Raw genomic sequence first — 26155 nt, forward strand, 5'->3', positions numbered from 1 at the left:
CGCCTCGCGCAACTGGCTTGGGCGTGTGCCCCACACCGAGGCACCCGCGAAAGTCCCGCCGTCGTCAGTGCGGGTGCAGCGTCCGGCCCCGCGGGTGGTTCCGTCCCTGGGCATGGGAACCCGCAGCCACCGGACGGTACTCAATCCGCCGCTTTTCCGTTCGGATGTCGCGCCGTTCCTGCCGCCGCGCCTTCCTTTCCGGCCGGTCGATGGCGGACAGGATGGTCAGCGTCACGGTAACCCACAGGAACGCCGTCCCCAACACCAAAGCGATCTCCAGCTCAGTGCTCATGGACCCAATTTTAGTCCCGGGGAGCAGGATCCGACCCCTGTGGGAACCCACAGCAATCAGTCGCTGGCCCAATGTGTTCAGAGCAGCCCCAGTCCCCTGACAGCTGCCATGACATCGGCAACCCCGACGGCGAGCAGGGCAGGATCCGGCTGGGTCGCGAAGGTGTCCCCGCGCCGCAGTTCGGCCCGCGTCAGGACAACGTGGGGTCCGGGCGGGGGACCCCAGATCTCGGGTGGGGCCGGGCCAAAAAGCACCACGGAGGGAGTGCCGTACGCGGATGCCAGGTGGGCAGCCCCGGTATCTGCCGAGACCACCAGCCGCGCAGCGGCAATCGTGGCAGCAAACTCCCCCAGCCCCAGCACGCCGGCCAGCACCGTGGTGCCAGGGAGCCCTGCAAGGCGGCACACTTCCTCCGCCCGGTCCCTTTCGGACTTACCCCCGGTGAACACCACCTGGTGACCGGCATCCGTCAGTGCCCCTGCCACCGCCGCAAACCGTTCCGCGGGCCACAGCCTGCTGCCGTAGGCGGCACCCACATGCAGGACTGTTGCGCCGGGGACGGGGCTGGGGACGTGGGGCGTGTTCAACTGCACGTCAAGCGGATCTGCTTCTATTCCATGCCATTCAAGGAGCCTCACCCAGCGCTCGCGCTCATGCAGTTCCGGACGCCACGGCGGCCCGTCCCGGTGCGCGCTTCGGTGCCCCAGGGTCTGGCGGGCCTTCAGCGCCTCGATCCGTCCCTGGCTCTCCGGTCCGCTTCCGTGCAGGTTGACGGCCACGTCCACCACACCCGGGTCCAACGCCAGCGGCTCGTCAAGGCCGTGCGTGGGCAGCAGCTCATAACCGCCCACCAGCCCCAGGGCCTCCGACAGCCATCCCTGGGCGGCGTAACGCAGCCGGTGCCCGGGGAACGCACGCTGGATCCCTTTCAAGGCCGGTACGGCCACCAGCAGGTCCCCCAGCTTCAAGGCGCGCAGTACCAGGAGCTCAGGTTTATCGTCCGCCGGTATCGCGGTACCTGCCTCTACTCCGGTTACCGTGCCGGTCATGCGTCCTGCTTCGCGAACGTGGTGGCTGTCAGGCTGCGGACGTCCTCGTAGACTTCGTTGACGCCGATATCAGCCACCACCGAGTCGTCATGGACGCAGCGCGGAGCTGTCCAGCCAACCTGGGTGACGTCGATGCCGCAGGTGGGGCAGGCCGTGACCCACGAGGCGTGGACGCGGTGAAGGCTCCGCCCGAGCGCCCCGGCGTTGATCACGTTGCCTGCCCAGAAGATGCCGACCGTCGGCACACCGAGCGCCTGCGCCAGATGCCTCGGTCCGCTGTCATTCGCCACCACAACGCCAGCCGCCGCCAGCAGCGACACGAGGCCTGCCATATCAAGGGCACCGGCCGCGGACTGAACTGCTGTCGAGGCTGCGCGGGCGGCAATCCCCTCGGCCAGATCCTGTTCACTGGCATCCCCGATAATCACCACCCGCGAGCCATCAGCCGCGCAGGCAGCAGCAAGTTCCGCGAACTTGGCTGCGGGCCAACGACGGCGGGGGTCGGTGGCGCCGGGATGGATCACCACGAGCGGCTGGGCGCCATCGCCGCTGCCGGCTTCGGAGGTTGCTTCCGCACGGGCGGGTGCAAGCCGTGCCTCAAGGTCTATGGGGAAAGCGCCCGCGAACCCGGCCACCTCCAAAGCCCGGAGGGGTTCGTGCTGGTAGTAGAGGTAAGGAACAGTACGCTCAAGGCTTGCGGCGTCGGCCGTCCGGGTCCCTACTGTGTGGCGCGCGCCCAGGCGCAGCAGGAAGGGGTTCGAGTATCGTCCGCCGCCGTGGAGCTGGACGGCCACATCGAAGTGGCGCCCGCGCATGTCAGCAAAGAAACCCTCCAGTTCGCCGGCATCTTCTTCCCCAGGCCGTACGCCTTCCGCGAACGGCAGGACAACCACCTCATCCACCGGGCCTTCCACCGCTCCGAGCAGCGCCTTGTGGATCGGCGTGCCCAACAGGGTGATGGTCGCTGCGGGATAGGCCGCCTTTAACGCAGCCATTGCCGGTACCGCGAAGACGAGGTCCCCCAGTCCGCCCCCGCGCAGGACGACGACCCTGGACACAGCATCAAACTTCTCCAGCACGGGGCCGACGCCCATACCCACCTGTTCGGCGCCGCCAAACTCTGCCGTGAGTTGCTCCATAAACTGCCCCTTCCGTCGCGTGGTGGGCACGGCACCGGCCGTCCCTCCACTGCCCACGCGGCCGCACTGCGGTTCAAAACCTGCGGCCGCTCCTCTGAACCATTACCCAACCGGCGCCGGATCTACGCTCCCTGTTGGGGAATACCGGCTTGATGCTGTACGTTTCATACCCGACAGCCAATCAAAGAAAAGAGAAGCACCCAAAGTGGCAACCGATTACGATGAACTGCGTTCCGACGTCAAGGAATCGCAGGACAACTCACTCGAGCAGCTCCAGTCAGCGAATGCTCCCGACGCCCGCAGTGTTGTGCAGGAGTTGGACGAGGCTGACGGGCTGGACGGCGCCGGGGTCCCTGGCGGCGAATTCGTCGCTGAGGAGCTCGTAGTCCAGGTCATCCCGCAGGCCGAGGACGAATTCACCTGCTACTCCTGCTTCCTGGTCCGCCACCGGTCCCAGATCGCCCGGCAAAAAGACGGCCACAGCTACTGCACCGAGTGCGAAGGCTAGTCAAGAAGCTTTCCGAGGGGCAGGTACGCACGGTCCCGCCCGAAAGGCACGCCGCACCAGGCGTGCCTTTCGGCTTTAAGCCATTGACCCGCTTCATTCTTGGATTTTGTTTTATGCCTTCATCCAGCTCACCTGCGTAGCGTTGGGTGCAGGACTTACGACGGCGACACTTACGACGGCGACACGGCAGCCAGGAGGCACATTGGACAGCCCTGCCAGCTTATGGGAAACCTTCACCTCGGCGTTCACCCAAACAGACGTACCCACCATCAGCTGGGTTGAGATGATGCTGTCCCTGGCGGCCGCCGTCGGGCTGTCCATCCCCCGGCGCAGCTGGCGCTACTTCGGCCTCCTCGCCACGGCGACGCACGAACTCGGCCACGCGTTCGCTGCCCTGACCTCCGGGCAGCGGCTGTCCGGCATCCGCCTGCGCCTTGACCATTCAGGAACCACCACAACCTACGGCAGGAGCAGGCTTGCCGCGGCGTGGTCCTGCTTCTGGGGATATCCGGTTCCCGCCTTGGCAGGTGCCGCGTTTGTCTGGTGCGGGCTGAACGGGTGGGCATCGGCAGCCATGGCCGTCAGTGTGCTGGTGCTGGCCGCTTCGCTCCTCTTCCTCCGCAACCTGGCCGCATTCGTGATCACCGGTGCCGCAATCGGCGGTGCAGCCGCACTTATCTTCCTTGCACCGTCTTCCATCGTGGGCCACGTCGCCGTCATCTTCGGCCTTGCACTCCTCGTCGCCGCTGTCCGGGACCTCCTCAAACTCACCCACGTGCACCTCCGCCGTCGGGACCGACTCAGCAGCTCCGACGCATACCTCCTGTTCCGGGCCACCTCGGTTCCATCCGGAATCTGGATTGCCTTGTTCACGCTCCTGGTGGCCGCGGCATGGCTGGTTGCCTGGCAGCCCGTCTCGATAATCCTGCAGCAGGGCTCTTAGAGCGTCGCGGTGGCGCATAGGCTTGTGGCATGACCCAGGAAACGGACAGCACCCCCGCAGCGACCGGCCCCACCAAAGAACACAGCACCCGCGGTGCCTACGTGACAGGCGGCTCCGAATTCACCCGGGACACCAACTACATAGAGGACCGCATCACCAGGGATGCCGCTCCCGGCAGCAACGGCGAGCCGGGGTGGCCGGTGGAAGCAGGGCGCTACCGCCTGATTGCCGCGAGGGCCTGCCCGTGGGCAAACCGGACGGTCATTGTCCGCCGGCTGCTGGGTCTTGAAGACGCAATTTCGCTCGGCCAGCCCGGCCCGACCCACGACGCGCGTTCCTGGACCTTCGACCTGGATCCGGGCGGAGTGGACCCGGTCCTGGGCATAGAGCGCCTGCAGGATGCCTACTTCAAACGTTTCCCGGGGTACCCGAGGGGAATCACCGTGCCCGCCATCATCGACGTTCGCAGCGGCGAAGTGGTGACCAACAACTTCCCGCAGATCACCCTTGACTTCTCGACGGAGTGGACAGAGTTCCACCGGCCGGATGCCCCCCAGCTCTACCCCGCGCACCTCCGCGCCGAAATCGACCAAGTGAACAAGCGGGTTTTCACCGAGGTCAACAACGGCGTCTACCGCTGCGGCTTCGCCGGGTCGCAGGAGGCCTATGATTCAGCCTACGAACGGTTGTGGACCGCGCTGGACTGGCTTGAGGACCGCCTCTCGCAGCAGCGCTACCTGGTGGGCGACACCATTACCGAAGCAGACGTACGGCTCTTCACCACCCTTGCCCGGTTCGATCCCGTCTACCACGGACACTTCAAGTGCAACCGGCAAAAGCTCAGCGAAATGCCCAACCTGTGGGGATACGCACGGGACCTGTTCCAGACTCCGGGCTTCGGAGACACCATCGACTTCGTGCAGATCAAGCAGCACTACTACATCGTGCATGAGGACATCAACCCCACCGGCATCGTTCCTGCCGGCCCGGACCTGGCCGGATGGTTGACGGACCACGGCCGGGAGTCGCTGGGCGGGCGCCCATTCGGAGAGGGCACGCCGCCGGGGCCGGTCCGGCCGGGCGAGGAAGTTACGCCGGGACACGGAGCAGCTCTCTAACCTGAATCCCCCGAGGAAACCGCTTTCCTTCTACACTGGAGGGCATGCAGACTCCTCTGGGTTCCGTGGCGCCGGGGTACGAAAACGTCCTGGCACTGTTTGAGTCCTTCCTCGCGGAGGACTCCCTTTACAGCGCACAGCTGGCCGTCTACCACTCCGGGCAACCGGTGATCCGCCTGACGGGTGGCCCGGACGTGGCTCCGGATACGCTGACCGGCGCCTATTCCTGCTCCAAAGGCGTTGCCGCCATGGTCATCGCCCTGCTGGTCCAGGACGGCGTTCTTGACCTGGACAAGACTGTGGCGCACTACTGGCCTGAGTTTGCCGTGCACGGAAAGGACAGACTCCTGGTCAGGGAGGCACTGTCGCACCAGGCGGGGCTGATGGGGGTTGAGGGCGGCTTTGCCCTGGACGAGTTCACCACCCCCCAGGCCGCTGCCAGACTTGCCGCTTCCCCACCCTCCTGGGAGCCCGGCCGCCAGTTCGGATATCACGCGCTCACCATTGGAATCCTCATGGAGGAACTGTGCCGACGGACCACGGGTGGGGCCTTGCAGGACACCTACGACCAGAGGATCCGGAAGCCGCAGGATGTGGACTTCTTCCTGGGGCTGCCGGAGGACCTGGAAGGCAGGTACCGGGATGTCCTCTACGAGACAGACCCAGATCAGGCGTGGATCGACCCCCTCAGCCTCGATGGCATGAACAGCAACGCCCCCGTCAGCACCATCATGGAACTGCCCAACATCCGCTCCGTGCGTGCCGCGGGCATGTCCGCCGCCGCCGGTGTGGGGTCCGCCGATGGGCTGGCCCGGCTGTACGCGGCAGCTACCACCGGCGTCGAAGGCAGTGACCCCTTCCTCACAGCAGGGACCCTCACGGCAATGACCCGGGAGCAGGTGTGGGGCCTGGACCGGTCCTCCGGCCTGGACAACGCCTTCGCCGTCGTCTTCATGAAGCCCCACCCATCGCGGAACTTCGGCAGCCACCGCGCCTTTGGCCATGAGGGGGCCAACGCGGCCCTCGGTTTTGCCGACCCGTCCTATGGCCTGGGCTTCGGCTACATCCCCCGGCGGGCGGAAGAGGGGCGCACTCCGGGACGGGCCCACCGCCTGGCCGCTGCCGTGCGGCATGCAGCAGCTGGTTTGTCCTGACGCACCCCCGGCCCTACTGTTGTCCGGATGGGCAATACTCAGGCACGGCCGGATGCACGGTGGGCTCGGGGGACCCAACTTCTTAGACAATCAGTGGCGGGACTTTCTGCTGCCTTCGCGGCGCAGCGGTTGCAACTGGCAGGGAAAGCGGCCATAGCCGCGGGGCTGGCCTTCGCCATCGCACCCCTCATGCCCGGCGCCGCCTCCCACTACGCGTACTACGCGCCGCTGGGCGCCCTGGTGGCCATGTATCACAATGTCGCCGGGTCCATGAAGCAGGGGGCGCAGGCCCTGGCAGGGCTGGCGATGGGAATCGGCCTCGCCTTCGTCCTGGTAAGCATCAGCGAGCCCTCACCCCTGACAGTCGCCCTGTTTATGGGGGTGGGCGTCCTGCTGGGCGGCTTGCCGGGCATCGGTTCAGGCAGTGATTGGATTCCGACGGCGGCCCTGCTGGTTCTGCTGGTCGGCGGCAGTAACGCCGAAGATTTCTCCTACGGCTACCTTGTGCAGATGGCAGCAGGAGTGGCGGTGGGCATCGCAGTGAATTTCCTGATCTTTCCACCCCTGCACCTCAACGCTGCGGCGTCCAGCCTGGCCGACCTCAGGGTTGCGCTGGGCAAGCAGTTGCTGGATATGGGCGCCGCCTTGAAGGAAAAGTGGCCCCCTGAGCACGAAGACTGGTCGCGCAGGTCGGACGAACTCGCCGCGGCCGCACGATCAGTACGCCATTTGGTTAAAGAGGCCGATGCGAGCCGCCGGGCCAACCCCCGCCGGAAGTTGCACCCGCGTGACATGGACCAGGACTTTCGCGACCTGCAGGACCTGGAGCGCGTCACGTTCCATATCCAGGACATGACGGATGTGCTGTCCGATGTGATCTGGGAAGACGACGTGCCGTATGCCATTCCGTTGCAGGACAGCGAGCCCCTGGCAGACGCCATTACCGCTACCGGAGAACTGGTGTCCGCGGGCACCGACGGCGACGATCAGGACCGGAAGGACCGTTATGACGCCGCCAAGGCGGCGGTAGAAGCCTGCCTGGCTGCCACCGCCGCCAGGCCGGCAGATCAGGGAACAGTTCCTGCGTCGGAATCGGTCCTCCTCAGCCTTCACCGGATCCTGCGGGCAGTCCGTCCGTCGGACTAGGCTGACCCCCTGGATGGAATTTACTGGCCCGGAGCTACAGGGCCGAGACGGTTCCACTGAAATGGCGCCGCCCGGAGCGCGGGGACCAGGCAACAAAACTGGAGTGCTTCCAGGCCCCCGAACCGCTCTGCTCAGTCCCGATCTCCAAGGCAACCCGGGAGGGCAGGAAGACAGGGGCCTCGAACTCCACATCCCACCTGAAGGAGTCACCCCGGGCCGGGCCCACATCAGCGAGCGCGCGGGACGCCAGGTACATTCCGTGGGCTATCGATCGGCGCATGCCCAGGGCCTTCGCCGAAAGCACGCTGAGGTGGATGGGGTTGAAGTCCCCCGAGACTGCTGCGTAAGCGCGGCCGGTATCCACCCCCAGGTGCCACAGGGCTGTTGGATCAGGTGCAGTAAAGTCAGCCCTCGGCGGAAAAACTGAGGGCTTGTCGATCCCCGGCAGGAACACTCCCTTGGCCAAGTATGTGGACACCCCGCACCAGTGCACATCGCCGGAGCCTGCACGCCGCACTTCCGCCACGACGTCCACTTGTGTCCCCGCACGGTGGCCGCGAAGGTTCTCCACCCGCGCGGTGATGTCCAGGACATCGGTGAACACCAGTGGTGACCTTTGCCCCACACTGTTGCGCAGATGGATCATCCCCAGCAGGGGCAGCGGAAAGTCGTCCCGGTTCATGACGCTCATGGCCAAAGGGAACGCGATGGCGTGGATGAAGCCGGCAGGGAGGACGTCGCTGGCCGTCTCGCCGATCAGGTGCTGGTAGGCAGTAAGATTTTCCACCCCCACCGTGACGCCCCGGACTTCATGGCTTTCCGCCGGGAGGACTGCGGAGTCATGGGTTCCCAGGAGCCTGCGCCGAGCCGCCTGCGCGGCTGCATTGACATACAGCTTGGACAACGATGGCATCTCCGCCAGGACCACCGGCTGCTGGGCCGTCATGCCCCCACCAGGTTCTGCCCGCATACCCGCAGCACCTCCCCGTTGATCCCGCCGGCGGCATCGCTGGCCAGGAACGCGATGGTCTCCGCAACATCGGACGGCAGGCCGCCCTGCTGCAGGGAGTTCAGCCGGCGCGCCACCTCGCGGACGGCAAAGGGGATGCGCGCCGTCATCTCCGTTTCAATGAATCCGGGGGCCACGGCATTGATCGTGCCGCCGCGGGAGGCGAGCAGGGGGGCGGTGGCACGCACCATTCCCATGACTCCCCCCTTGGACGCGGCGTAATTGGTTTGTCCCTTGTTCCCGGCAATGCCGCTGGTGGAGGCAACTGCAACAATACGCGGTGACGGCCGGAAGTGCTCGGAGGCCAGGAGTGCCTCGTTGATGCGGAGCTGGGCGGCGATGTTGATGTTAATCACCGAATTCCATTTTCCCTGGTCCATGTTGGCCAGCAGCTTGTCCCGCGTGACACCCGCGTTGTGCACCACGATATCCAGCCGGCCGTGCCGCTGGACCGCGTGGTCGATAATTCGCTGGCCCGCGTCGGGGGCGGTGATGTCGAGCTGCAGTGCGGTGGCCCGCACCCCGTTGGCCACTGCCGCCAGTTGGTCGCCCGCCGCAGGAATGTCCACCAGGATCAAGGTGGCGCCATCGCGGTGCAGCGTCCTGGCGATCTGGGCACCGATGCCGCGGGCCGCGCCGGTGACGACGGCCACCTTGCCTGCCAGGGGCTGCTCCGGGTCGGCGGGAAGACTGCCATCCTCCGATGAGACCGTGAGGAACTGTCCGTCCACGAACGCTGACCGGCCGGACAGGAAGAACCTCAGGGCGCCCAGTGCACTGGGACTGGTGGCGGTGGTGCCGTTGGCAAGGACGACGCCGTTGCCGGTGGCGCCGGCCCGCAGTTCCTTGGCCAGGGACCGCAGGAAGCCATCCACCCCCTGCCGTGCTGCTGCGGCCTCGGGCGAGGACGCTTCCGACGCCGGGCGGGACAGGGTGATGACCCGGCCGCCGGCCCGCAGGTCCCGGAGGGAACCCGCCGCTGCCAGCACCGGCTTTTCCAGGTCTGCCGGATGTCCGAGCTCATCAAGGACCAGGATGATGGCCCCCAGCTTTTCGGCCGGGACGGCATGCCGCCGGACGTCGAGGTCCCAGGACAGCAGTTCTGCAGCGAGCTTGTCCGCCCCCGGAGTATCACCGAGGACGACGACGGGTCCGGTCACCAGTGGCTGCCCGGGCTGGTAGCGGCGAAGGACCGCCGGTTGCGGAAGGCCGAGCTTCTTTGCCAGGTTGCGGCCCACGCCGCTGTTGACCAGTTGTGAGTATGTATCCGCCACGGCCGTCCCCTACAGGGATTCCAGGATCGCGACGACGCCCTGGCCGCCGGCCGCGCACACTGACACCAGGCCCCGGGCCGGACGCCCGGTGGAAGCAGACTTGGCGTGGAGCATCTTGGCGAGCGTGCCCACGATGCGGCCACCGGTGGCGGCAAAGGGGTGGCCTGCTGCGAGCGAGGAGCCGTTGACGTTGAGGCGGGAACGGTCAATGCTGCCGAACGCGCCGTGCAGGCCGAGCCGGGTGCGGCCGAACTCGTCGTCTTCCCAAGCTGCCAGCGTGCTGAGGACGGTGGCAGCGAAGGCTTCATGGATTTCGAAGTAATCAAAGTCCGCCAGTGTCAGGTTTTGCCGGGCCAGGAGCCGGGGCACCGCAAACACCGGAGCCATCAACAGCCCGTCCTTGCCGTGGACAAAATCAACTGCGGCAGCTTCGGCGTCCACCACGGCTGCCAGCTTGGGCAGGTCGCGGGCATCAGCCCATTCGTCGGACGCCAGCAGCACCGTGGAGGCACCGTCCGTCAAAGGGGTGGAATTACCCGCCGTCATGGTGGCATCGGCGCCGAGGTTGCGGCCGAAGACCGGCTTCAGCGACGCGAGCTTCTCCAGCGACGTGTCAGCCCGCAGGTTGCCGTCACGCGTTAGTCCCCGGTAAGGGGTCATCAGGTCGTCGAAGAACCCGGAGTCGTAGGCGGCGGCCAGGTTGTGGTGGCTGTTCAGTGCCAGCTCGTCCTGTGCGTCCCGGGAGATCTTCCACTGGGCAGTGGTCAGGGCCTGGTGCTCGCCCATGGACAGGCCGGTACGCGGCTCCGCTGTGCCCGGGGCCAAAGGAGCCAGGTCCTTTGGCCGGAGCCGGCTGAGGATCTGGAGCCGCTGGGGAAGGGTCCTGGCCCGGTGAAGGTCCAGGACGACCTCGCGGAGTCCTTCGCTGACCACCACCGGTGCATCGGACGCCGAATCCACGCCCCCGGCGATGGCGGAGTCGATCTGTCCCAGCTTGATCTTGTTCGCCAGTCCCACCACAGTCTCCAGACCCGTGGCACACGCCTGCTGGAGGTCGTACACGGGCGTTTCCGCCGAGAGCGCCGATCCCAGCACTGCCTCCCTGGTGAGGTTGAAGTCACGCGAGTGCTTGAGGACCGCGCCCGCCGCGACCTGGCCGATCCGTTCGTCCTGGAGGCCGAACCGTGCGATCAGGCCATCGAGGGCCGCCGTCAACATGTCCTGGTTTGAGGACTTCGCGTAGGCTCCCCCGGCCCGGGCGAATGGGATCCTGTTGCCGCCGACGATCACCGCCCTGCGGGTTTCCGGGACTGCAGGGACGCCGGATGCGCCTGCGCGGGTGGACTGTCCTTCTGTGGACATGGAGGGCTCCTCTGGTCACAAGTGGTTACCGATACCCAGCGTACCTGATACGCTGGGTATCGTGAACCACCAGGACACGCACTCCCCCTTGACCATCGAACTGCCGTCGCCGGCCAGCCCGGACGGGCGTTCGTCGCGCTGGCAGAGCCACCGGGAGGAGCGGCGCAGGGAACTCATCAAACTGGCCCGCCGCGCGGTGCACGTGCTGGGCAGCGACGCCTCCATGGAGGACATTGCAACTGCCGCTGGAACATCGAAGTCCGTCTTCTACCGGTACTTCGGGGACAAAGCGGGGCTGCAGCAGGCGGTGGGCGAAGTGGTCCTCAGCCAGATGCAGCAGCGCATCCAGGAAGCCGCACAGAGTGCCCTCACGCCCCGCGAAGGTTTGCTGGCCATGGTCTCGGCCTACCTTCAGATGGCCGATACCAGCCCCAACGTCTACACCTTCGTCACCAGCTACGCTCCGGGGGACGCTGCCGGCCCGGCGCACCCCGCTGCGGCCGGCGGCCCGCTGGGCCCCTTCTTCGACGCCATCGCGGAGATGATCGCCACCCCCATGCGGTCCCATCTGGGCGACGTCAGGGAAACCGTCATCGGCTACTGGCCAAAGGCGGCGATCGGCCTCGTACGGAACGCCGGCGAACAGTGGCTCAGCACCCCGGACTCCCCCACCAAACCAGACCAGGAGGCCATGGCCCGCCAGATCACGGCTTGGCTGTGCGTGGGCATAGTCCCCGAACTCACCCCCGCTTCACCGACCACCAAGTTATCCGCCAAAGAAGGACTGTGACATGACTGACGTAGTGGACCGCCCCGCGCGCAAGGGGCTCCGCCCCGCCGGAACCCCGGCAGCCAAGCCCCTGGACGAAAGCCCCACGCCCGCCGTCGACGTCGCGGCACTGGGCAGGCAGCTCCTGGGCAAGTGGGCCGGAGTAAGGCTCCAGGCACGGGATCTTGCCGCCAGGCCCGAACTGCACAAAATCGAAGGCCTGACGCACACGGAACACCGTGCCCGCGTGTTCGGCCAACTCAAATACCTCGTGGACAATGAAGCCGTGCACCGCGCCTTCCCTTCGGAACTGGGCGGCTCTGACGACCACGGCGGCAACATTGCCGGTTTCGAGGAACTGGTGGTGGCCGACCCGTCCCTGCAGATAAAGGCGGGGGTCCAATGGGGGCTTTTCGGGTCCGCCGTGATGCACCTGGGGACCGCGGAACACCACACCAAGTGGCTGCCGGGAATCATGAGCCTGGAAATCCCCGGCTGCTTCGCCATGACGGAGACGGGCCACGGCTCGGATGTGGCCAGCATCGCCACCACCGCAACCTATGAACCGGCCACCGAAGAGTTCATCATCCACACCCCGTTCCGCGCCGCCTGGAAGGACTACATCGGCAACGCGGCCAATGACGGCCTCGGCGCCGTCGTGTTCGCCCAGCTGGTCACCCGGGGCGTGAACCACGGCGTCCACGCCTTCTACGTGGACCTGCGGGATCCGGAAACAAAGGAGTTCCTGCCCGGAATCGGCGGTGAGGACGACGGCGTCAAAGGCGGCCTGAACGGCATCGACAACGGCCGGCTGCACTTTGACAGCGTCCGCATCCCACGGACCAACCTCCTGAACCGGTACGGAAACGTTGACGCGGACGGCACCTACACCTCGCCGATTGCCAGCCCCGGCCGGCGCTTCTTCACCATGCTGGGAACGCTGGTCCAGGGCCGCGTGTCACTGGACGGCGCCGCCGTGGCCGCCTCCAAGGTGGCCCTGAAAGCCGCCATCCAGTACGCCACCGAACGCCGCCAGTTCAACGCTTCCTCCCACACGGACGAGGAAGTCCTGCTGGACTACCAGCGGCACCAGCGGCGCCTGTTCACCCGGCTGGCCGCTACTTACGCGGCAGGCTTCGCCCACGAGCAGCTGCTGCAGAAGTTCGACGACGTCTTCTCCGGCGCCCACGACACCGACGCAGACCGCCAGGACCTGGAGACCCTGGCGGCAGCCCTGAAGCCGCTTAGCACCTGGCACGCCCTGGACACCCTGCAGGAATGCCGGGAAGCCTGCGGCGGCGCCGGTTTCCTGATCGAAAACCGGTTCGCCTCGTTGCGCGCCGACCTGGACGTCTACGCCACGTTTGAAGGCGACAACACCGTGCTGCTGCAGTTGGTAGCCAAGCGCCTGCTGGCCGACTACGCAAAGGAATTCCGTAACGTGGACTTCGGCGTGCTGGCCCGGTACGTGGTCAACCAGGCCGCCGGCGCTGCCGTCCACCGCACGGGCCTGCGCCAGGTGGCCCAGTTCATGGCTGACACCGGTTCGGTCCAGAAGGCCGCGATCGCCCTCCGTGACGAGGAAGGCCAGCGCGCCCTGCTCACGGACCGGGTCCAGACCATGGTGGCTGAAGCCGGCACCGCTTTGAAGGGCAGCAAACGGCTCCCCCAGGACAAGGGTGCCGCCCTGTTCAACCGGCACCAGAATGAACTCATCGACGCCGCCCAGGCCCACGCGGAGCTGCTGCAGTGGGAAGCGTTCACGGACGCCCTGCAGCATGTCGAGGATCCCGGAACCAGGAAGGTCCTCACCTGGCTCCGTGACCTCTTCGGCCTGTCCTTGATCGAGAAGAACCTCTCCTGGTACCTCATGAACGGCCGCCTCTCCATGCAGCGGGCACGCACCGTTGGCGGGTACATCAACAGGCTGCTGGAGAAGATCCGCCCGCATGCCCTGGATCTCGTGGACGCCTTCGGGTACGGCGAGGAACACGTCCGGGCGGCCGTCGCCACCGGCGCCGAGCGGGCCCGCCAGGACGAAGCCCGTGCCCACTTCCGCAGCCAGCGGGCCAGCGGGCAGGCCCCGGTGGACGAGAAGGTGCTGATTGCCAGGACGGCGGCCCGGAAGGCATAGCCAGGCAAGCACTGCAAAGCGGGAAACCAACGACGGCGCCGCTCCCCTTGCGAGGGGCGCGGCGCCGTCGTCTGTTCTTGCCTGAGCGGGGCTAGCTCTGCGCCGGCAGCACCGAGCGGTAGACCTCAAGGGTGGTCTCAGTGATCGATTCCCAGGAGAAGTGCTTTTCTGCGCGCTCCCGTCCGGCCTGTCCCATGGCGCGGGCGCGGTCGGGATCTGACACCACCTCGGTGAGTGCGGCGGCGAACTCGCTGACGAACTTCTCCGGGTCCAGCGGTGTGCCGGTACCGTCGGTGACCTGTTCCAGGTCCACCAGCAGCCCGGTCCGGCCATGCTCGACCACCTCCGGGATACCGCCGGTGGCGCTGGCCACCACTGCGGCGCCGCACGCCATGGCTTCGAGGTTGACGATGCCCAGCGGCTCATAGATCGAGGGGCACGCGAAGGCGGTGGCGTGGCTGAGCACCTGGATCAGCTCGTGGCGCGGCAGCATTCGTTCAATGAGCACCACGCCCGTGCGCTGCTTCTGCAGCTCCTCGATCAGCGCTGCGGTTTCCGCAGCCAGTTCCGGAGTGTCGGCCGCGCCCAGGCACAGCACCAACTGGACATCGGCCGGAAGTTTCGCTGCCGCCCGGAGGAGGTAGGGAACGCCCTTCTGGCGTGTGTTTCTCCCCACAAAGACGACGCTTGGCTTGGCGGGATCGATGCCCAGGGCACGGACGGCGTCGTCGTTTTCGTCACGCTGCCACAGCTCCACGTCGATGCCGTTGTGGACCACCCGTACTTTTTCCGGGTCAACGTTGGGGTAGCTGCGCAGGATGTCCTGCCGCATGCCCTCGGAAACGGCGATGATCGCCGCCGCCGCTTCATAAGCCGTCTTCTCCACCCAGGAGGAAAGGGCGTAGCCGCCGCCCAGTTGCTCAGCCTTCCACGGCCGCAGCGGCTCGAGGCTGTGGGCGCTGAGAACGTGCGGGATTCCGTGCAGCAGCGAGGCCAGATGCCCGGCCATGTTGGCGTACCAGGTATGCGAATGGACCAGGTCGGCCCCCTGCACATCCGGCACAATGCGCAGGTCCACACCCAGGGTCTGAACCGCCGCGTTGGCCCCGCCCAGGTCTTCGGGTACCTGGTACGACGTCACGGTGGCGCCGTGGTAGTCGGCGTCGCGGGGAGCGCCGAAAGCACGAACCTGCAGGTCAACGTGCTTACTAAGCACCCTGCTCAATTCGGCCACGTGTACCCCGGCGCCACCATAGATCTCCGGCGGGAACTCTTTAGTCACAATGTCTATTCGCACAAGACCCAAGGTAGTCGTTCACGGATAACTGTTCTAGTGTGAAGGAGTCCGGGCCTACCGGACTGTCTTGGGGAGTTACGAAGGCGTACAGGAGCGACCATTATGCCGTTGACCAAAAAAGTCCTGGCCATTGTCCTCGCAGGTGGCGAGGGAAACAGACTGATGCCACTGACGGCAGACCGGGCCAAGCCTGCCGTGCCTTTTGCCGGCAGTTACCGCCTTATCGATTTCGCCATTTCCAACCTGGTGAATTCACGCTATCTGCAAATCGTGGTCCTCACGCAATACAAGTCCCACAGCCTCGACCGGCATATATCCGAAGCGTGGCGGATGTCCACCCAGCTGGGAAACTATGTCGCCTCCGTTCCCGCACAGCAGCGTGTAGGCAAGAGCTGGTTCCTGGGCAGCGCAAATGCCATTTACCAGTCCCTGAACCTGATCCACGACGCCAACCCCGACATCGTCGTCGTTGTTGGCGCAGACCACGTGTACCGTATGGACTTCGCCCAGATGGTGGAGCAACACGTACTCAGCGGGGCCAAAGCCACCGTGGCTGCGGTGCGGCAGCCGCTGCACATGGCCGACCAGTTCGGCGTCATCGAGGTGGACCAGAACGATCCGCAGAAGATCGCGGCCTTCGTGGAGAAGCCCTCGAGCACCCCCGGGCTTGCAGCCGACCCGTCACAGTTCCTTGCCTCCATGGGCAACTACGTCTTCAACGCCGACGCCCTGGTCGCGGCGCTGCACGTGGACGCTGAGCGCCTGGACACCAAACACGACATGGGCGGGGACATCATTCCCTACTTCGTCAACCGCGGGGAGGCGGGGGTCTACGACTTCACGCTTAACGACATTCCCGGCTCCACGGAGCGCGACCGCACCTACTGGCGCGACGTAGGCACCATCGATTCCTTCTATGACGCCCACATGGACCTCATCTCCCCGCTGCCGGTGTTCAACCTCTACAACTCCGAGTGGCCCATCTACACGCGGCAGAGCATCTCGCCGCCGGCCAAGTTCGTCCGGGGCAAGAACAACACCGTGGGCACGGCCCTGGACTCCATCGTTGCCAACGGAGTAGTGATCTCCGGCGGCGTGGTGGAGGGCTCGGTGCTGTCCAACGACGTCTACGTGGCCACCAGCAGCCGGGTCATCGACTCGGTCCTGATGGACAAGGTGCAGGTGGGCGAAGGTGCCGTGATCAAACGCGCCATCCTGGACAAGAACGTCAAGGTCCCCGCCGGTGCCGCCATCGGGCTGGACCCCGACCTTGACCGTGCACGCGGCTTCAAGGTCACCGAATCCGGCATCACTGTCCTCTCCAAAGGCCAGGAAGTCCCGGAGCCCACGGACGAAGAACGCCAGCTCGCCGCACGGCACCTGGGAGAGCTGCCCAGTGCCGTGAAGGCGGCAGCGGAGCAGTATCCCGATATGCGTGAGGCGGCGGACAAGGTGGCAGGCACGCACGCTGCCGCAGCGGCGGAGGCCGCACCCGGCGCGCGGGTCTCCTGACCCGGGCACCGCACTCTCCAAGGCATCCGCAGGCCGCGGCACCACCGGTGGTGCCGCGGCCTGCGGCGTACGCTGTAAAATTTTCCTAATGAGCTCCCCCGATCTGACCCCTGAGGACATCCAGGCCTGCCTCAAGGTCCTGAACACCATCCATGCGTACGACGAGGAGCACCCGGACTACATCTCGGTGCGCCGCGCCACGGGGAAGATGTTCAAGGCCGTCAAGCGCCACCGCAGGGTCACCAAACGTGATTCCATCGCCGATGCCGACCGTGCCGTGATCGCCCAGACCGCCACCGCCGCCCCGGACCGCATCGATGACGAAACCCGTGGCAACAAGCTGGCACCATCGGCCGCCGGCAAGGTCGCGGGGCACCTCCTCCGGTCCCGGCCCTGCTACATCTGCAAGCAGCACTACACCCAGGTGGATGCCTTCTACCACCAGCTGTGCCCGGAATGCGCGGCCTTCAGCCACAGCAAACGCGATGCCCGGACTGACCTGACCGGACGGCGCGCCCTGCTCACCGGAGGACGGGCCAAGATCGGGATGTACATCGCGCTAAGGCTGCTGCGCGACGGAGCCCACACCACCATCACCACCAGGTTCCCCAAAGACGCCGCACGCCGGTTCGCAGCCATGGAAGACAGCGGCGAATGGCTGCACCGGCTCCGTATCGTGGGCATCGACCTGCGCGATCCCGCCCAGGTCATGGCCCTGACCGATTCGCTCAACGAGGCCGGCCCCCTGGACATCATCATCAACAACGCGGCCCAGACCGTGCGCCGTTCAGGCAACGCCTACAAGCCGCTGGTGGATGCCGAGGACGAGCCGCTCCCGGCATCGCTGGAGCCGGCCAACGGCGGCCCGGAACTGCTGACGTTCGGCCATGCCCACGACAAGCACCCGCTCGCCCTCGCAGGCAGCGTCACCGAACACCCGGTCCTGGCCGGCGATGCGATCACCTCGCTGGCCCTCTCCACCGGCTCTGCCTCGCTGGAGCGCATCGCCACAGGGACCGCCATCGACGCCGGCGGCCTGGTCCCGGACCTCGCAACCATCAACAGCTGGACGCAGGTGGTGGACGAAGTGGATCCCCTGGAGATGCTCGAAGTGCAGCTCTGCAACGTCACCGCGCCGTTCCTGCTGGTCAGCCGGCTCCGGGGCGCCATGAAGAGGTCCACCGCGCGGCGCAAATACATCGTGAACGTCTCCGCCATGGAAGGACAGTTCTCCCGCGCCTACAAGGGCCCTGGACACCCGCACACCAACATGGCCAAGGCCGCGCTCAACATGATGACGCGCACCAGCGCGCAGGAGATGCTGGATACGGACGGCATCCTGATGACGGCCGTGGACACCGGCTGGATCACGGACGAGCGTCCGCATTTCACCAAGGTCCGGCTCATGGAGGAAGGCTTCCACGCGCCCCTGGACCTGGTGGACGGCGCGGCCCGGGTCTACGACCCGATTGTCATGGGTGAAAAGGGCGAGGACCAGTACGGCGTCTTCCTGAAGGATTACAAGCCCAGCCCCTGGTGAGCGGGTATGCTCACGGCATGAGCAACGAGTCATCCACCCAAGTGCAGAATCTCGAACACCACGAATGCTGGGCACTGCTGCGGACGGTGTCCGTGGGCAGGCTGGCGGTCCTCGTTGATGGCCGGCCGGACATTTTCCCGGTCAACTTCACTGTGGACGGCGGCACGCTGGTCTTCCGCACCAGCCAGGGCACCAAATTGTCGGCAGCCTCAGGCGATGCCCCCGTGGCAGTGGAAGCGGACGGTGTGGACCCCGATACCGGCCTGGCGTGGAGCGTGGTCATCAAGGGCACGGCCGCCCTGGTCAAAAGCACGGAGGAAGTGCTGGAGACTTCCCGCCTGTATCTCTTCCCTTGGCAGGCCGGGCGGAAGGACGCTTTCGTCCGCATCACCCCGGACAGTGTCACGGGCCGCCGCTTCAAGGTCACCGATCCAATGACATGGTGGACACAGATCAGCGGCTCCGCCAAGGCTTCGCAGGAATAGGCCGACGGCGGGTTCCCCGGCCATGAAGGCCGGGGAACCCTGCGCGTCAGGCGAGCTGGGTGATCTCCACGCTGACCTTCAGGGCGGAGCCGCCGCCGCCTGACAGGATGCCCTTCAGCGGGGGCACGTCCCGGTAATCGCGGCCCCTGGCCACGGTGACGTGGAAGTCACCGGCCGGTTTGTGGTTGGTGGGGTCCCAGCTGCGCCAGTCCCCGTCCCACCATTCCAGCCATGCGTGCGACTGCCCGGCCACCGTCTCGCCGATCCCGGCGCTGGAGCGCGGGTGCAGGTAGCCGGAGACGTAGCGCGCCGGAATGCCGCAGCTGCGCAGCGCACCGATGGCCAGGTGCGCCAGGTCCTGGCACACACCCTGGCGCTGGCCCCAGGCTTCCTCGGCGTTGGTGGTGACGGCAGTGGAGCCGGACATGTAGGTCATCTCCCCGCGCATCCAGGCGAAGACAGCCATGGCGGCCTCATGCGGATTCTTTCCGGCCACGACGCCGGGGATGATGCCCAGGACCTCGTCGCCCGGGCCGCTGAGCCGGGACTGCGGCAGCCAGTCGCTGAACGCGTCGAGGGTCTCCGCCGACGCCAGCTCATCCCAGCCCACGATGTCCGCTTCCGCGGGGATCTTTTCCGCCCTGTGCACCTCCACCGTGATGTTGGAGACCACCTCGAGGTTTTCGTGCGGCATCTGCATGTCGAAGGCCGTAACCCTGGTCCCCCAGTAGTCACGGTAGGTGCTGACCGCCGCCTGCGACGGGGAAACTTTCACCACGGACTCCAGCACCACCTGCTGCGAGTCCGTCAGCGGCGTCATCCGGGCCTCGTTGTAGGACAGCGTCACCCGCTTGTTGTACTTGTACGCCGTCCTGTGGACGATGCTCAACCGGGTCATGACACTTCTCCCACCCAGGCGAGTTCGTCCGCCTGATTGAAGTACTTACGGGAAATGGCGTCCGAAGCCTGCGACACCGCCTTCTGCACACGTTCCATGTGCTCGGGCAGTTCGGACATGAGGTCGTCCGTGCGGTGGAACTCAAGGAAGGTCCGGGCCTGGCCCACGATCCGCCGGGCGTCGTTGATGAAGCCGACGCGCTGTGCGGATGGGTCCAGCTTGGCCAGGCACTCGTCGGCGTCCCGCAGCGCGTAGACAATGGACCGCGGGAACAGCCGGTCCAGGAGCAGGAACTCAGCAGCGTGCTGGTCTCCAAACGCAGCGCGGCGGGTGCGGAGGAAGGACTCGTAGGCGCCGGCACAGCGCAGCATGTTCACCCAGGACATGCCTGCGGAGAGGACGTCACGCGTGGAGAGCATCCGCGCCGTCATGTCCGCTCGCTCCAGCGAACGGCCCAGGACCAGGAAGAGCCAGCTTTCGTCATGGCTCACCGTAGTGTCGGCAAGGCCGCTGACCATGGCCGTGCGCTCCAAGGTCCAGTTGCAGAACCGGTACGTGCCCACCACGTCCTTGCGGTGCTGGCTCAGCCCATAGTAGGTGGTGTTCAGGCTCTCCCACAGCCCCGAGGACACGGTCTCGCGTGCGCGGCGGGCGTTCTCCCGGGCAGCACCCAACGAACCGGCAATGGACGTGGCACTGGTCTTGTCATACGCCAGCGCATGGAGCAGTTCCGGCAGGCCGAAATCCTCGCTTTGCGGCTTGGCGCCCATGACAGCCAGGAGCTCCTGGGCCACGCTCTTCCGCTCCTCCATGGGGAGGTGGTTCAGGCGTTCCAGGTGGACGTCCAGGATGCGGGCGGTACCGTCAGCCCGCTCCACGTAGCGGCCGATCCAAAAAAGGGACTCGGCAATACGGCTAAGCATTCGCGGCTACCTCCTGCGCGCCCGGAATGGTCAAAAAGAAACGCCCGACGGCGGCCACGTGTCCGAGTGCCCGGCTCACTGCTGCTGCTCCGACTGGCGGTCGCGCCAGTTGCTTTCCACGGGCCACACCGAGACGCGTTCACGGACCGTGACGGACTGGCGTGGAACGGTTTCCACGGGCATCTGGGGTGAGTCGGCAAGGACCCAGGTGTCCTTGGATCCGCCGCCCTGGCTGGAGTTCACGATCAGCGACCCTTCCTTCAGCGCAACGCGGGTCAGGCCGCCCGGGAGGACCCAGACGTCGTCGCCGTCGTTGACCGCAAAGGGCCGCAGGTCCACGTGGCGGGGACCGAACTTGTCACCGCCCAGGGTGGGAACGGTGGAGAGCTGCAGCACCGGCTGGGCGATCCAGCCGCGGGGATCGGAAATGATCCGCTGGCGGAGGGCGTCGAGCTCGTCCTTGGAGGCATCGGGACCGATGACCAGGCCCTTGCCGCCGGAGCCGTCCACCGGCTTGACCACCAGCTCCGCCAGGTTGTCCAGGGTGTACTCCCGGGCTTCTTTTTCCTCGAGGCGGAAGGTGTCCACGTTGGCGATGATGGGCTCCTCGCTGAGGTAGTAGCGGATCAGGTCAGGCACGTAACTGTAAACCAGTTTGTCGTCGGCCACGCCATTGCCCACGGCGTTGGCGATCGTCACGCCGCCGGCGCGGGCAGCATTGACCAGCCCGGGGCAGCCGAGCATGGAGTCCGAGCGGAACTGCAGCGGGTCCAGGAAGTCGTCGTCGATCCGCTTGTAGATCACGTCCACGCGCTGTTCGCCCGCCGTGGTGCGCATGTAGACGCGGTTGCCGCGGCAGATCAAGTCGCGGCCCTCCACCAGTTCCACGCCCATGAGGCCGGCCAGGAGGGTGTGCTCGAAGTAGGCGCTGTTGAAGACGCCGGGGGTGAGGACCACGACGGTGGGATCGTCCACGCCGGCCGGTGCGGTTTTGCGAAGGGCCGAGAGCAACCGGCGCGGGTACTCCTCCACGGGCCGGATGAGCTGCTGGCCGAATGCCTCGGGCAGGCCCTTGGCCATGGCGCGCCGGTTTTCCAGGACGTAGCTCACGCCGGAGGGGACGCGGACGTTGTCCTCCAGGACGCGGAAAGTGCCTGCGGCGTCGCGGACCACGTCGATTCCGGAGATGTGGACCCGGACCCCGCCCGCAGGTTCAAAGCCGTGGACTTGCCGGTGGAAGTGGGCGCTGGTGGTCACGAGCTGGCGGGGAATCACGCCGTCGGAGACCACCGTCATTTTGTCGTAGACGTCGTTCAGGAACGCTTCCAGGGCGCGGACGCGCTGCGCCACACCGCGTTCCAGGACATCCCACTCAGCCGCGGGGATAACACGGGGCACGATGTCGAGGGGGAAGGGCCGTTCCTCGCCCGCGTAGTCGAACGTTACCCCGCGGTCCAGGAAGGTGCGGGCCATGGAGTCGGCGCGTGCGCTGACGTCCGCCAGGGAGAGCTTCCGGAGCGCCTCCGCCACCTGCCCGTACGAGTCCCTGGCCTGTTGCCCGGGGGCAAACATCTCGTCGTAGGCTCCGGTGCGGCCGGCGGCCTCGGAGTAATCCTGGAATAGGTCTGACATGTCCAATAGCCAACCATCTTTTTGTTTCGAGTTCATTACTGCCATCCATTCTGGCGTGTTGTCGCCGGCAGCCCGGTTCGTACTTTACTGGCCTCGTCGGGCAGAGTAGGTGAGTGCCAAGCAGCAGAAGCCTCCCAGTGCCGGGCCATGGCAGTTTCCGGCGCCGTGTGGCGCGGTTGGTTCCGGGCCTGTTGACGGCAGCGGCCGCTGTGGCCGTGGCCTTCATGGTGCACGGCCTGGTACCGGCGCTGCCGGCGATGACCATGGCAGTGGTCCTGGGCGTGCTTGCGGCCAACCTGCCCGGCGCCGGCAGCTGGACCGGGGGCCGGGCCCGGCCCGGACTGGACTTCGCGGGCAAGCACCTGATGCGCGGCGGGATCGTGCTCCTGGGCCTGAAAGTCAGCGTCATGGATGTCCTCGACCTGGGGTGGCCGGCCCTGGTCTTGATCGTGGGCGTCGTGGCGGCCAGCTTCGGCGGCACCTATGCAATCTCGCGGCTGTTCCGCCTCCCGCCGGTGACCTCGCTCCTGGTAGCCACCGGCTTCTCCATCTGCGGCGCATCGGCCATCGGCGCCATGGCCGCCGTCCGCCGCATCCGGCACGCGGAAACCGTCCTGCCGGTAGCCCTCGTGACGCTCTGCGGAACGCTCGCCATCGGCGTACTGCCCCTCCTCGCCCACCCCCTGGGCCTGACGGCCACGGTGTTCGGCGCCTGGACCGGGGCGTCCGTGCACGACGTCGGCCAGGTGGTGGCCACGGCGCAGACTGCCGGGTCCGCTGCCCTGGCGATCGCCGTCGTCGTCAAACTCACCCGGGTGCTGCTGCTGGCGCCTGTTGTTGCCGCGGCCGGCGCGCACCACCGGAACGGTGCGCGCGCCCTGGGCGCCGCCAACGGCACCACATCGAAAATGCCGCCGGTGGTGCCGTTGTTCGTGGTGGGCTTCGTGGCCATGGTGGCCCTGCGCTCCACCGGCTGGCTGGCCCCGGCCTGGCTCGACGCCGGTGCCACACTGCAGGACATCCTCCTGGGCGCGGCCCTGTTCGGGCTGGGCTCGGCCGTGAGGATCCGGACGCTGCTCCATACCGGCGGGCAGGCGCTCCTGGCGGCCCTGGCATCCTGGCTCCTGATTGCCGTCCTGGGCCTGGCAGCTGCCTTCCTGATCGCGGGCTGAGCGGACGCGCCGGCAGCGTGATTAGATAGCCGGGTGTCACATGAGAATCTGCAGCGCAGCGAAGCCGCCGAACGGTCAGCCCTGATCAGCACCACCAGTTACGACGTCTCGCTCGATGTGCGGCAGGCAGCAGATCCAGCCGTTCCCGGCTACACCAGCCGCAGTGTCATCACCTTCACGGCCGTTCCCGGCACCGGCACCTTCCTGGACTTCATCGGCAGCAGCGTCCACAGCGTGATCCTCAACGGCAAGAGCCTGCCCGTGGGGGACGTGGTGGACGGCGCACGGATCATGCTGGACAACCTGCGAGCGGAGAACCAGGTGACGGTGACCGGCACCGCGCTGTACAGCCGCTCCGGCGAGGGCATGCACCGGTTCGTGGACCCCGCCGATGGCCAGTGCTACCTCTACACCCAGTACGAGCCGGCTGACGCGCGCCGGGTCTTCGCCAACTTCGAACAGCCCGACCTCAAGGCAACCTACACGTTCCACGTGATGGCTCCGGCGGAGTGGAACGTGGCCTCGAACGGCGCAGAGGTGAACCGCACCCTGTTGACCAGCGATCCTGCCACCGCGCGCTGGGACTTCGCCCCCACCCTGCCGATGTCCACCTACATCACCGGCATCCTGGCCGGGCCCTACTTCAGGGCCGAGGACCGCTGGCAGGCAACGCTCGACGACGGCGCCCGCCTGGACGTCCCGCTTGCCCTCTACTGCCGCGCCTCCATGGCGGACTCCTTTGACACTGGCCATCTCTTCGGCCTGACCAAGAAAGGCCTGGACTTCTTCAACCGCCTCTTCGACTACCCGTACCCGTGGGGCAAGTACGACCAGGCGTTCGTGCCCGAGTACAACCTGGGTGCCATGGAGAATCCGGGACTGGTCACGTTCACCGAGAGCTACGTGTTCACCTCCCGCGCCACCGACGCCCAGTACCAGGCGCGGGCCAACACCCTGATGCACGAGATGGCGCACATGTGGTTCGGCGACCTGGTGACCATGCAGTGGTGGGACGATCTCTGGCTCAAGGAATCCTTCGCCGACTACATGGGAACCCTTGGCGTTGACCGGGCGACGGACTGGGACACCGCCTGGGTCAACTTCGCCAACAAACGCAAAGCATGGGCCTACGTGCAGGACCAGCTGCCCACTACGCATCCCATCGTGGCTGACATCCCCGATCTTGAAGCGGCGAAGCAGAACTTCGACGGCATCACCTACGCCAAGGGCGCCTCGGTCCTCAAACAGCTGGTGGCGTACGTGGGTTTTGACTCCTTCATCGCGGGTTCGCGGGAGTACTTCCGCAAACACGCGTACGGGAACACGTCGTTGGCAGACCTGCTGGCTGCCCTTGACGCCGCATCCGGACGGGAACTGTCCGGCTGGGCCAGGCGGTGGCTGCAGACGTCCGGTATTTCCACGCTGTCGCTCGACATTTCTTCCACGGACGGTTCGTCCAAGGACCCCGGCTTGCAGGGTGGGGCAACAGGCGACGACGGCCTGCTGGGACAGGTGACGATCGTCCAGGAGGCGGTGGACCCGGTCACGGGACGGGAGGAGCTGCGCCCGCACCGCCTCCGCGTGGGTTCCTACGACTTTGACGCCGACGGTGCCCTGGTGCGGACCGGAACCATCGAAACCGACGTGGCCGGTGCCTGGACGGAACTCCCCCAGCTTGCAGGCAAGCCGCGGCCCGCGCTCCTGCTGGTCAATGATGACGACCTCACCTACGCCAAGGTGCGGCTGGATCCGGCCTCACTGGCGACGGTCCGTTCCTCGCTGGACCGGATCACCGATCCCATGGCCCGGGCCCTGTGCTGGACGGCGTTGTGGAACTCAGCCCGGGACGGCGAAAGCCCCGCCTCTTTGTACGTTGACGCCGTTACCGCCTTCGCCCCGGCTGAGACGGGGATCGGCGTCCTGCTGAACATCCTCGAGAACGCTGCCACCGCCGTCGAACGCTATACGCCCGCCGGCGCCCGTGGCAGGGTGCGCGCGTCCTTCCTTACAGCTGCCGCTGGCCAGCTGGACCACGCCGCCCCGGGGTCGGACCAGCAGCTCGCCTGGGCCCGCACCGTCGGCACGCTCAGCAGGCATGACGGCGCCCTCCTCCCCCGCCTCCGTGGCCTGCTCGAAGGCAGCTCACCGGTGGAGGGGCTGGCGGTGGACGCGGACCTGCGCTGGCACCTCTGGCATGCCCTGGCAGCCAATGGCCAGGCCTCCGCAGCCGAGCTCGACGCCGAGCTGGCGCGCGACACCACTGCCTCCGGCCGGGCGGGGCACGCAACAGCCATGGCGTCCCGTCCCGACCGCGACGTCAAGGTTGCTGCCTGGGATGCGGCCGTCCACGGGACCGGGCTGTCCAACCAGCTCCTGACTGCTACCATCAGCGGCTTCATCACCGCGTCCCCGGACATGCTCGAGCCCTACGTGGAGCCCTATTTCGACTGCCTGCGCGCTGTTTGGGACGCGCGGAGTATCGAGATCGCCAGCCGGATTGTCCGCGGCCTCTACCCCGCCGCCCAGGACCTCGCGGACGGCGTGGAGCCCAAAGACCACCCCGTGGTCCGTCGGACGGATGCCTGGCTGGACGCCAACCGGGACGCGCCGCACGCGCTGCGCCGGATCATCATCGAGCAGCGCAGCCACCTGCTGCGGGCACTCACCGCACAGGCCGCCGTCGTTCCCCACCGGCCCCCTAACATCGCTGCGCTCGGCTAGGGTACCCTGCCGGCGTGGGCCCACTCATCGGTTGCTGGGTAATTGTCGTTTTGGGGCGCCAAAACGACAATTACGGAG

22 protein-coding genes are annotated in these 26155 nt (G+C 66.6%); 12 read left to right on the forward strand and 10 right to left on the reverse strand.

Annotation, left to right across the window (positions count from 1 at the left end):
• Positions 1–64: 64 nt before the first annotated feature.
• The 3 genes from ACR65J_RS08975 to ACR65J_RS08985 form a co-directional block, all read right to left on the reverse strand.
• The gene (locus tag ACR65J_RS08975; RefSeq protein ID WP_440167929.1) at positions 65–292 is read right to left on the reverse strand and encodes a hypothetical protein; all 228 of its coding nucleotides are present in this window, start codon (positions 290–292) and stop codon (positions 65–67) included.
• Positions 293–369: 77 nt separating this feature from the next.
• Positions 370–1341 (reverse strand): glycosyltransferase family 9 protein, encoded by a 972-nt coding sequence (locus tag ACR65J_RS08980; RefSeq protein ID WP_440167931.1) that lies wholly within the window; start codon positions 1339–1341, stop codon positions 370–372.
• Positions 1338–2480 carry a glycosyltransferase family 9 protein gene (locus ACR65J_RS08985; protein WP_440167932.1) on the reverse strand — a complete coding sequence of 381 codons (1143 nt, stop codon included), beginning with the start codon at positions 2478–2480 and terminating at the stop codon, positions 1338–1340. Before ACR65J_RS08985 ends, ACR65J_RS08980 begins: the two co-directional genes overlap by 4 nt.
• A 205-nt stretch (positions 2481–2685) precedes the next feature.
• Here ACR65J_RS08985 and ACR65J_RS08990 point away from each other — a divergent pair, with 205 nt between their 5' ends.
• From ACR65J_RS08990 to ACR65J_RS09010, 5 genes are all read left to right on the forward strand, one after another.
• Positions 2686–2988, forward strand: coding sequence for a DUF4193 domain-containing protein (locus ACR65J_RS08990; RefSeq protein ID WP_018761323.1), 303 nt, complete (start codon positions 2686–2688; stop codon positions 2986–2988).
• A 202-nt stretch (positions 2989–3190) separates the two neighbouring features.
• Complete coding sequence (locus ACR65J_RS08995; protein WP_440167934.1) at positions 3191–3931, forward strand: M50 family metallopeptidase; 741 nt, start codon at positions 3191–3193, stop codon at positions 3929–3931.
• A 29-nt stretch (positions 3932–3960) separates the two neighbouring features.
• Positions 3961–5049, forward strand: a complete 1089-nt coding sequence (locus tag ACR65J_RS09000; RefSeq protein ID WP_440167936.1) for a glutathione S-transferase family protein — start codon at positions 3961–3963, stop codon at positions 5047–5049.
• A gap of 44 nt (positions 5050–5093) precedes the next feature.
• On the forward strand, positions 5094–6203 hold the full coding sequence (locus ACR65J_RS09005; protein ID WP_440167937.1) for a serine hydrolase domain-containing protein: 1110 nt from the start codon (positions 5094–5096) through the stop codon (positions 6201–6203).
• 93 nt (positions 6204–6296) lie between these two features.
• Positions 6297–7349, forward strand: a complete 1053-nt coding sequence (locus ACR65J_RS09010) for an FUSC family protein (protein ID WP_440167939.1) — start codon at positions 6297–6299, stop codon at positions 7347–7349.
• 34 nt (positions 7350–7383) lie between these two features.
• Here ACR65J_RS09010 and ACR65J_RS09015 read toward each other — a convergent pair whose 3' ends face one another.
• Genes ACR65J_RS09015 through ACR65J_RS09025 form a run of 3 tightly spaced genes read right to left on the reverse strand, consistent with a single transcriptional unit; the run spans position 7384 to position 10994 of the window.
• Positions 7384–8295 carry a MaoC family dehydratase gene (locus tag ACR65J_RS09015; protein ID WP_440167940.1) on the reverse strand — a complete coding sequence of 304 codons (912 nt, stop codon included), beginning with the start codon at positions 8293–8295 and terminating at the stop codon, positions 7384–7386.
• The gene (locus ACR65J_RS09020) at positions 8292–9632 is read right to left on the reverse strand and encodes a 3-oxoacyl-ACP reductase (protein WP_440167941.1); all 1341 of its coding nucleotides are present in this window, start codon (positions 9630–9632) and stop codon (positions 8292–8294) included. The genes ACR65J_RS09015 and ACR65J_RS09020 overlap by 4 nt, the downstream gene beginning before the upstream one ends.
• 9 nt (positions 9633–9641) lie before the next feature.
• A complete protein-coding gene (locus ACR65J_RS09025; RefSeq protein WP_440167943.1) occupies positions 9642–10994 on the reverse strand; it encodes an acetyl-CoA C-acetyltransferase in 1353 nt (450 codons plus the stop codon).
• A gap of 61 nt (positions 10995–11055) precedes the next feature.
• Here ACR65J_RS09025 and ACR65J_RS09030 point away from each other — a divergent pair, with 61 nt between their 5' ends.
• Together ACR65J_RS09030 and ACR65J_RS09035 are read left to right on the forward strand one after the other, a co-directional pair.
• Positions 11056–11784, forward strand: coding sequence for a TetR/AcrR family transcriptional regulator (locus ACR65J_RS09030; RefSeq protein ID WP_440167944.1), 729 nt, complete (start codon positions 11056–11058; stop codon positions 11782–11784).
• A 1-nt stretch (position 11785) separates the two neighbouring features.
• On the forward strand, positions 11786–13897 hold the full coding sequence (locus tag ACR65J_RS09035) for an acyl-CoA dehydrogenase family protein (RefSeq protein WP_440167945.1): 2112 nt from the start codon (positions 11786–11788) through the stop codon (positions 13895–13897).
• Between the two features lie 91 nt (positions 13898–13988).
• Here the strand turns inward: ACR65J_RS09035 and glgA are convergent, their stop codons facing one another.
• A complete protein-coding gene (glgA, locus tag ACR65J_RS09040; RefSeq protein ID WP_440167947.1) occupies positions 13989–15194 on the reverse strand; it encodes a glycogen synthase in 1206 nt (401 codons plus the stop codon).
• Between the two features lie 102 nt (positions 15195–15296).
• Between glgA and glgC the strand changes: the two genes are divergently transcribed.
• The 3 genes from glgC (at position 15297) to ACR65J_RS09055 (ending at position 18731) form a co-directional block, all read left to right on the forward strand.
• The gene (gene glgC, locus ACR65J_RS09045) at positions 15297–16706 is read left to right on the forward strand and encodes a glucose-1-phosphate adenylyltransferase (protein WP_440167949.1); all 1410 of its coding nucleotides are present in this window, start codon (positions 15297–15299) and stop codon (positions 16704–16706) included.
• Positions 16707–16794: 88 nt separating this feature from the next.
• Positions 16795–18246, forward strand: coding sequence for an SDR family NAD(P)-dependent oxidoreductase (locus ACR65J_RS09050; RefSeq protein WP_440167950.1), 1452 nt, complete (start codon positions 16795–16797; stop codon positions 18244–18246).
• Between the two features lie 17 nt (positions 18247–18263).
• On the forward strand, positions 18264–18731 hold the full coding sequence (locus tag ACR65J_RS09055; protein WP_440167951.1) for a pyridoxamine 5'-phosphate oxidase family protein: 468 nt from the start codon (positions 18264–18266) through the stop codon (positions 18729–18731).
• A gap of 46 nt (positions 18732–18777) precedes the next feature.
• On the opposite strand, the gene ACR65J_RS09060 is transcribed toward ACR65J_RS09055, so the two are convergent.
• The 3 genes from ACR65J_RS09060 to ACR65J_RS09070 all read right to left on the reverse strand — a co-directional run bounded on the left by ACR65J_RS09060 (position 18778) and on the right by ACR65J_RS09070 (position 22184).
• Positions 18778–19629, reverse strand: coding sequence for a transglutaminase family protein (locus tag ACR65J_RS09060; RefSeq protein WP_440167952.1), 852 nt, complete (start codon positions 19627–19629; stop codon positions 18778–18780).
• Entirely contained in the window at positions 19626–20552 is a 927-nt protein-coding gene (locus tag ACR65J_RS09065) for an alpha-E domain-containing protein (protein WP_141160461.1), read from the reverse strand. The genes ACR65J_RS09060 and ACR65J_RS09065 overlap by 4 nt, the downstream gene beginning before the upstream one ends.
• Before the next feature lie 75 nt (positions 20553–20627).
• Positions 20628–22184, reverse strand: a complete 1557-nt coding sequence (locus ACR65J_RS09070) for a circularly permuted type 2 ATP-grasp protein (protein ID WP_255172209.1) — start codon at positions 22182–22184, stop codon at positions 20628–20630.
• 113 nt (positions 22185–22297) lie between these two features.
• On the opposite strand from ACR65J_RS09070, the gene ACR65J_RS09075 reads away from it, so the two are divergent.
• Both ACR65J_RS09075 and pepN read left to right on the forward strand, forming a co-directional pair.
• Complete coding sequence (locus ACR65J_RS09075) at positions 22298–23356, forward strand: YeiH family protein (RefSeq protein ID WP_440167955.1); 1059 nt, start codon at positions 22298–22300, stop codon at positions 23354–23356.
• Between the two features lie 33 nt (positions 23357–23389).
• The gene (gene pepN, locus ACR65J_RS09080; protein WP_440167957.1) at positions 23390–26077 is read left to right on the forward strand and encodes an aminopeptidase N; all 2688 of its coding nucleotides are present in this window, start codon (positions 23390–23392) and stop codon (positions 26075–26077) included.
• Positions 26078–26155: the final 78 nt, after the last annotated feature.

Source organism: Arthrobacter sp. SAFR-044 (genome assembly GCF_059414985.1).

What these genes read in the sequence shown, in the direction of transcription:
- ACR65J_RS08975 (WP_440167929.1), bottom strand. Translation starts at nt 292, where the DNA reads ATGAGCACTGAGCTGGAGATCGCTTTGGTGTTGGGGACGGCGTTCCTG.
- ACR65J_RS08980 (WP_440167931.1), bottom strand. Translation starts at nt 1,341, where the DNA reads ATGACCGGCACGGTAACCGGAGTAGAGGCAGGTACCGCGATACCGGCG.
- ACR65J_RS08985 (WP_440167932.1), bottom strand. Translation starts at nt 2,480, where the DNA reads ATGGAGCAACTCACGGCAGAGTTTGGCGGCGCCGAACAGGTGGGTATG.
- ACR65J_RS09000 (WP_440167936.1), top strand. Translation starts at nt 3,961, where the DNA reads ATGACCCAGGAAACGGACAGCACCCCCGCAGCGACCGGCCCCACCAAA.
- ACR65J_RS09005 (WP_440167937.1), top strand. Translation starts at nt 5,094, where the DNA reads ATGCAGACTCCTCTGGGTTCCGTGGCGCCGGGGTACGAAAACGTCCTG.
- ACR65J_RS09015 (WP_440167940.1), bottom strand. Translation starts at nt 8,295, where the DNA reads ATGACGGCCCAGCAGCCGGTGGTCCTGGCGGAGATGCCATCGTTGTCC.
- ACR65J_RS09025 (WP_440167943.1), bottom strand. Translation starts at nt 10,994, where the DNA reads ATGTCCACAGAAGGACAGTCCACCCGCGCAGGCGCATCCGGCGTCCCT.
- ACR65J_RS09035 (WP_440167945.1), top strand. Translation starts at nt 11,786, where the DNA reads ATGACTGACGTAGTGGACCGCCCCGCGCGCAAGGGGCTCCGCCCCGCC.
- glgC (WP_440167949.1), top strand. Translation starts at nt 15,297, where the DNA reads ATGCCGTTGACCAAAAAAGTCCTGGCCATTGTCCTCGCAGGTGGCGAG.
- ACR65J_RS09050 (WP_440167950.1), top strand. Translation starts at nt 16,795, where the DNA reads ATGAGCTCCCCCGATCTGACCCCTGAGGACATCCAGGCCTGCCTCAAG.
- ACR65J_RS09055 (WP_440167951.1), top strand. Translation starts at nt 18,264, where the DNA reads ATGAGCAACGAGTCATCCACCCAAGTGCAGAATCTCGAACACCACGAA.
- ACR65J_RS09060 (WP_440167952.1), bottom strand. Translation starts at nt 19,629, where the DNA reads ATGACCCGGTTGAGCATCGTCCACAGGACGGCGTACAAGTACAACAAG.
- ACR65J_RS09065 (WP_141160461.1), bottom strand. Translation starts at nt 20,552, where the DNA reads ATGCTTAGCCGTATTGCCGAGTCCCTTTTTTGGATCGGCCGCTACGTG.
- ACR65J_RS09070 (WP_255172209.1), bottom strand. Translation starts at nt 22,184, where the DNA reads ATGTCAGACCTATTCCAGGATTACTCCGAGGCCGCCGGCCGCACCGGA.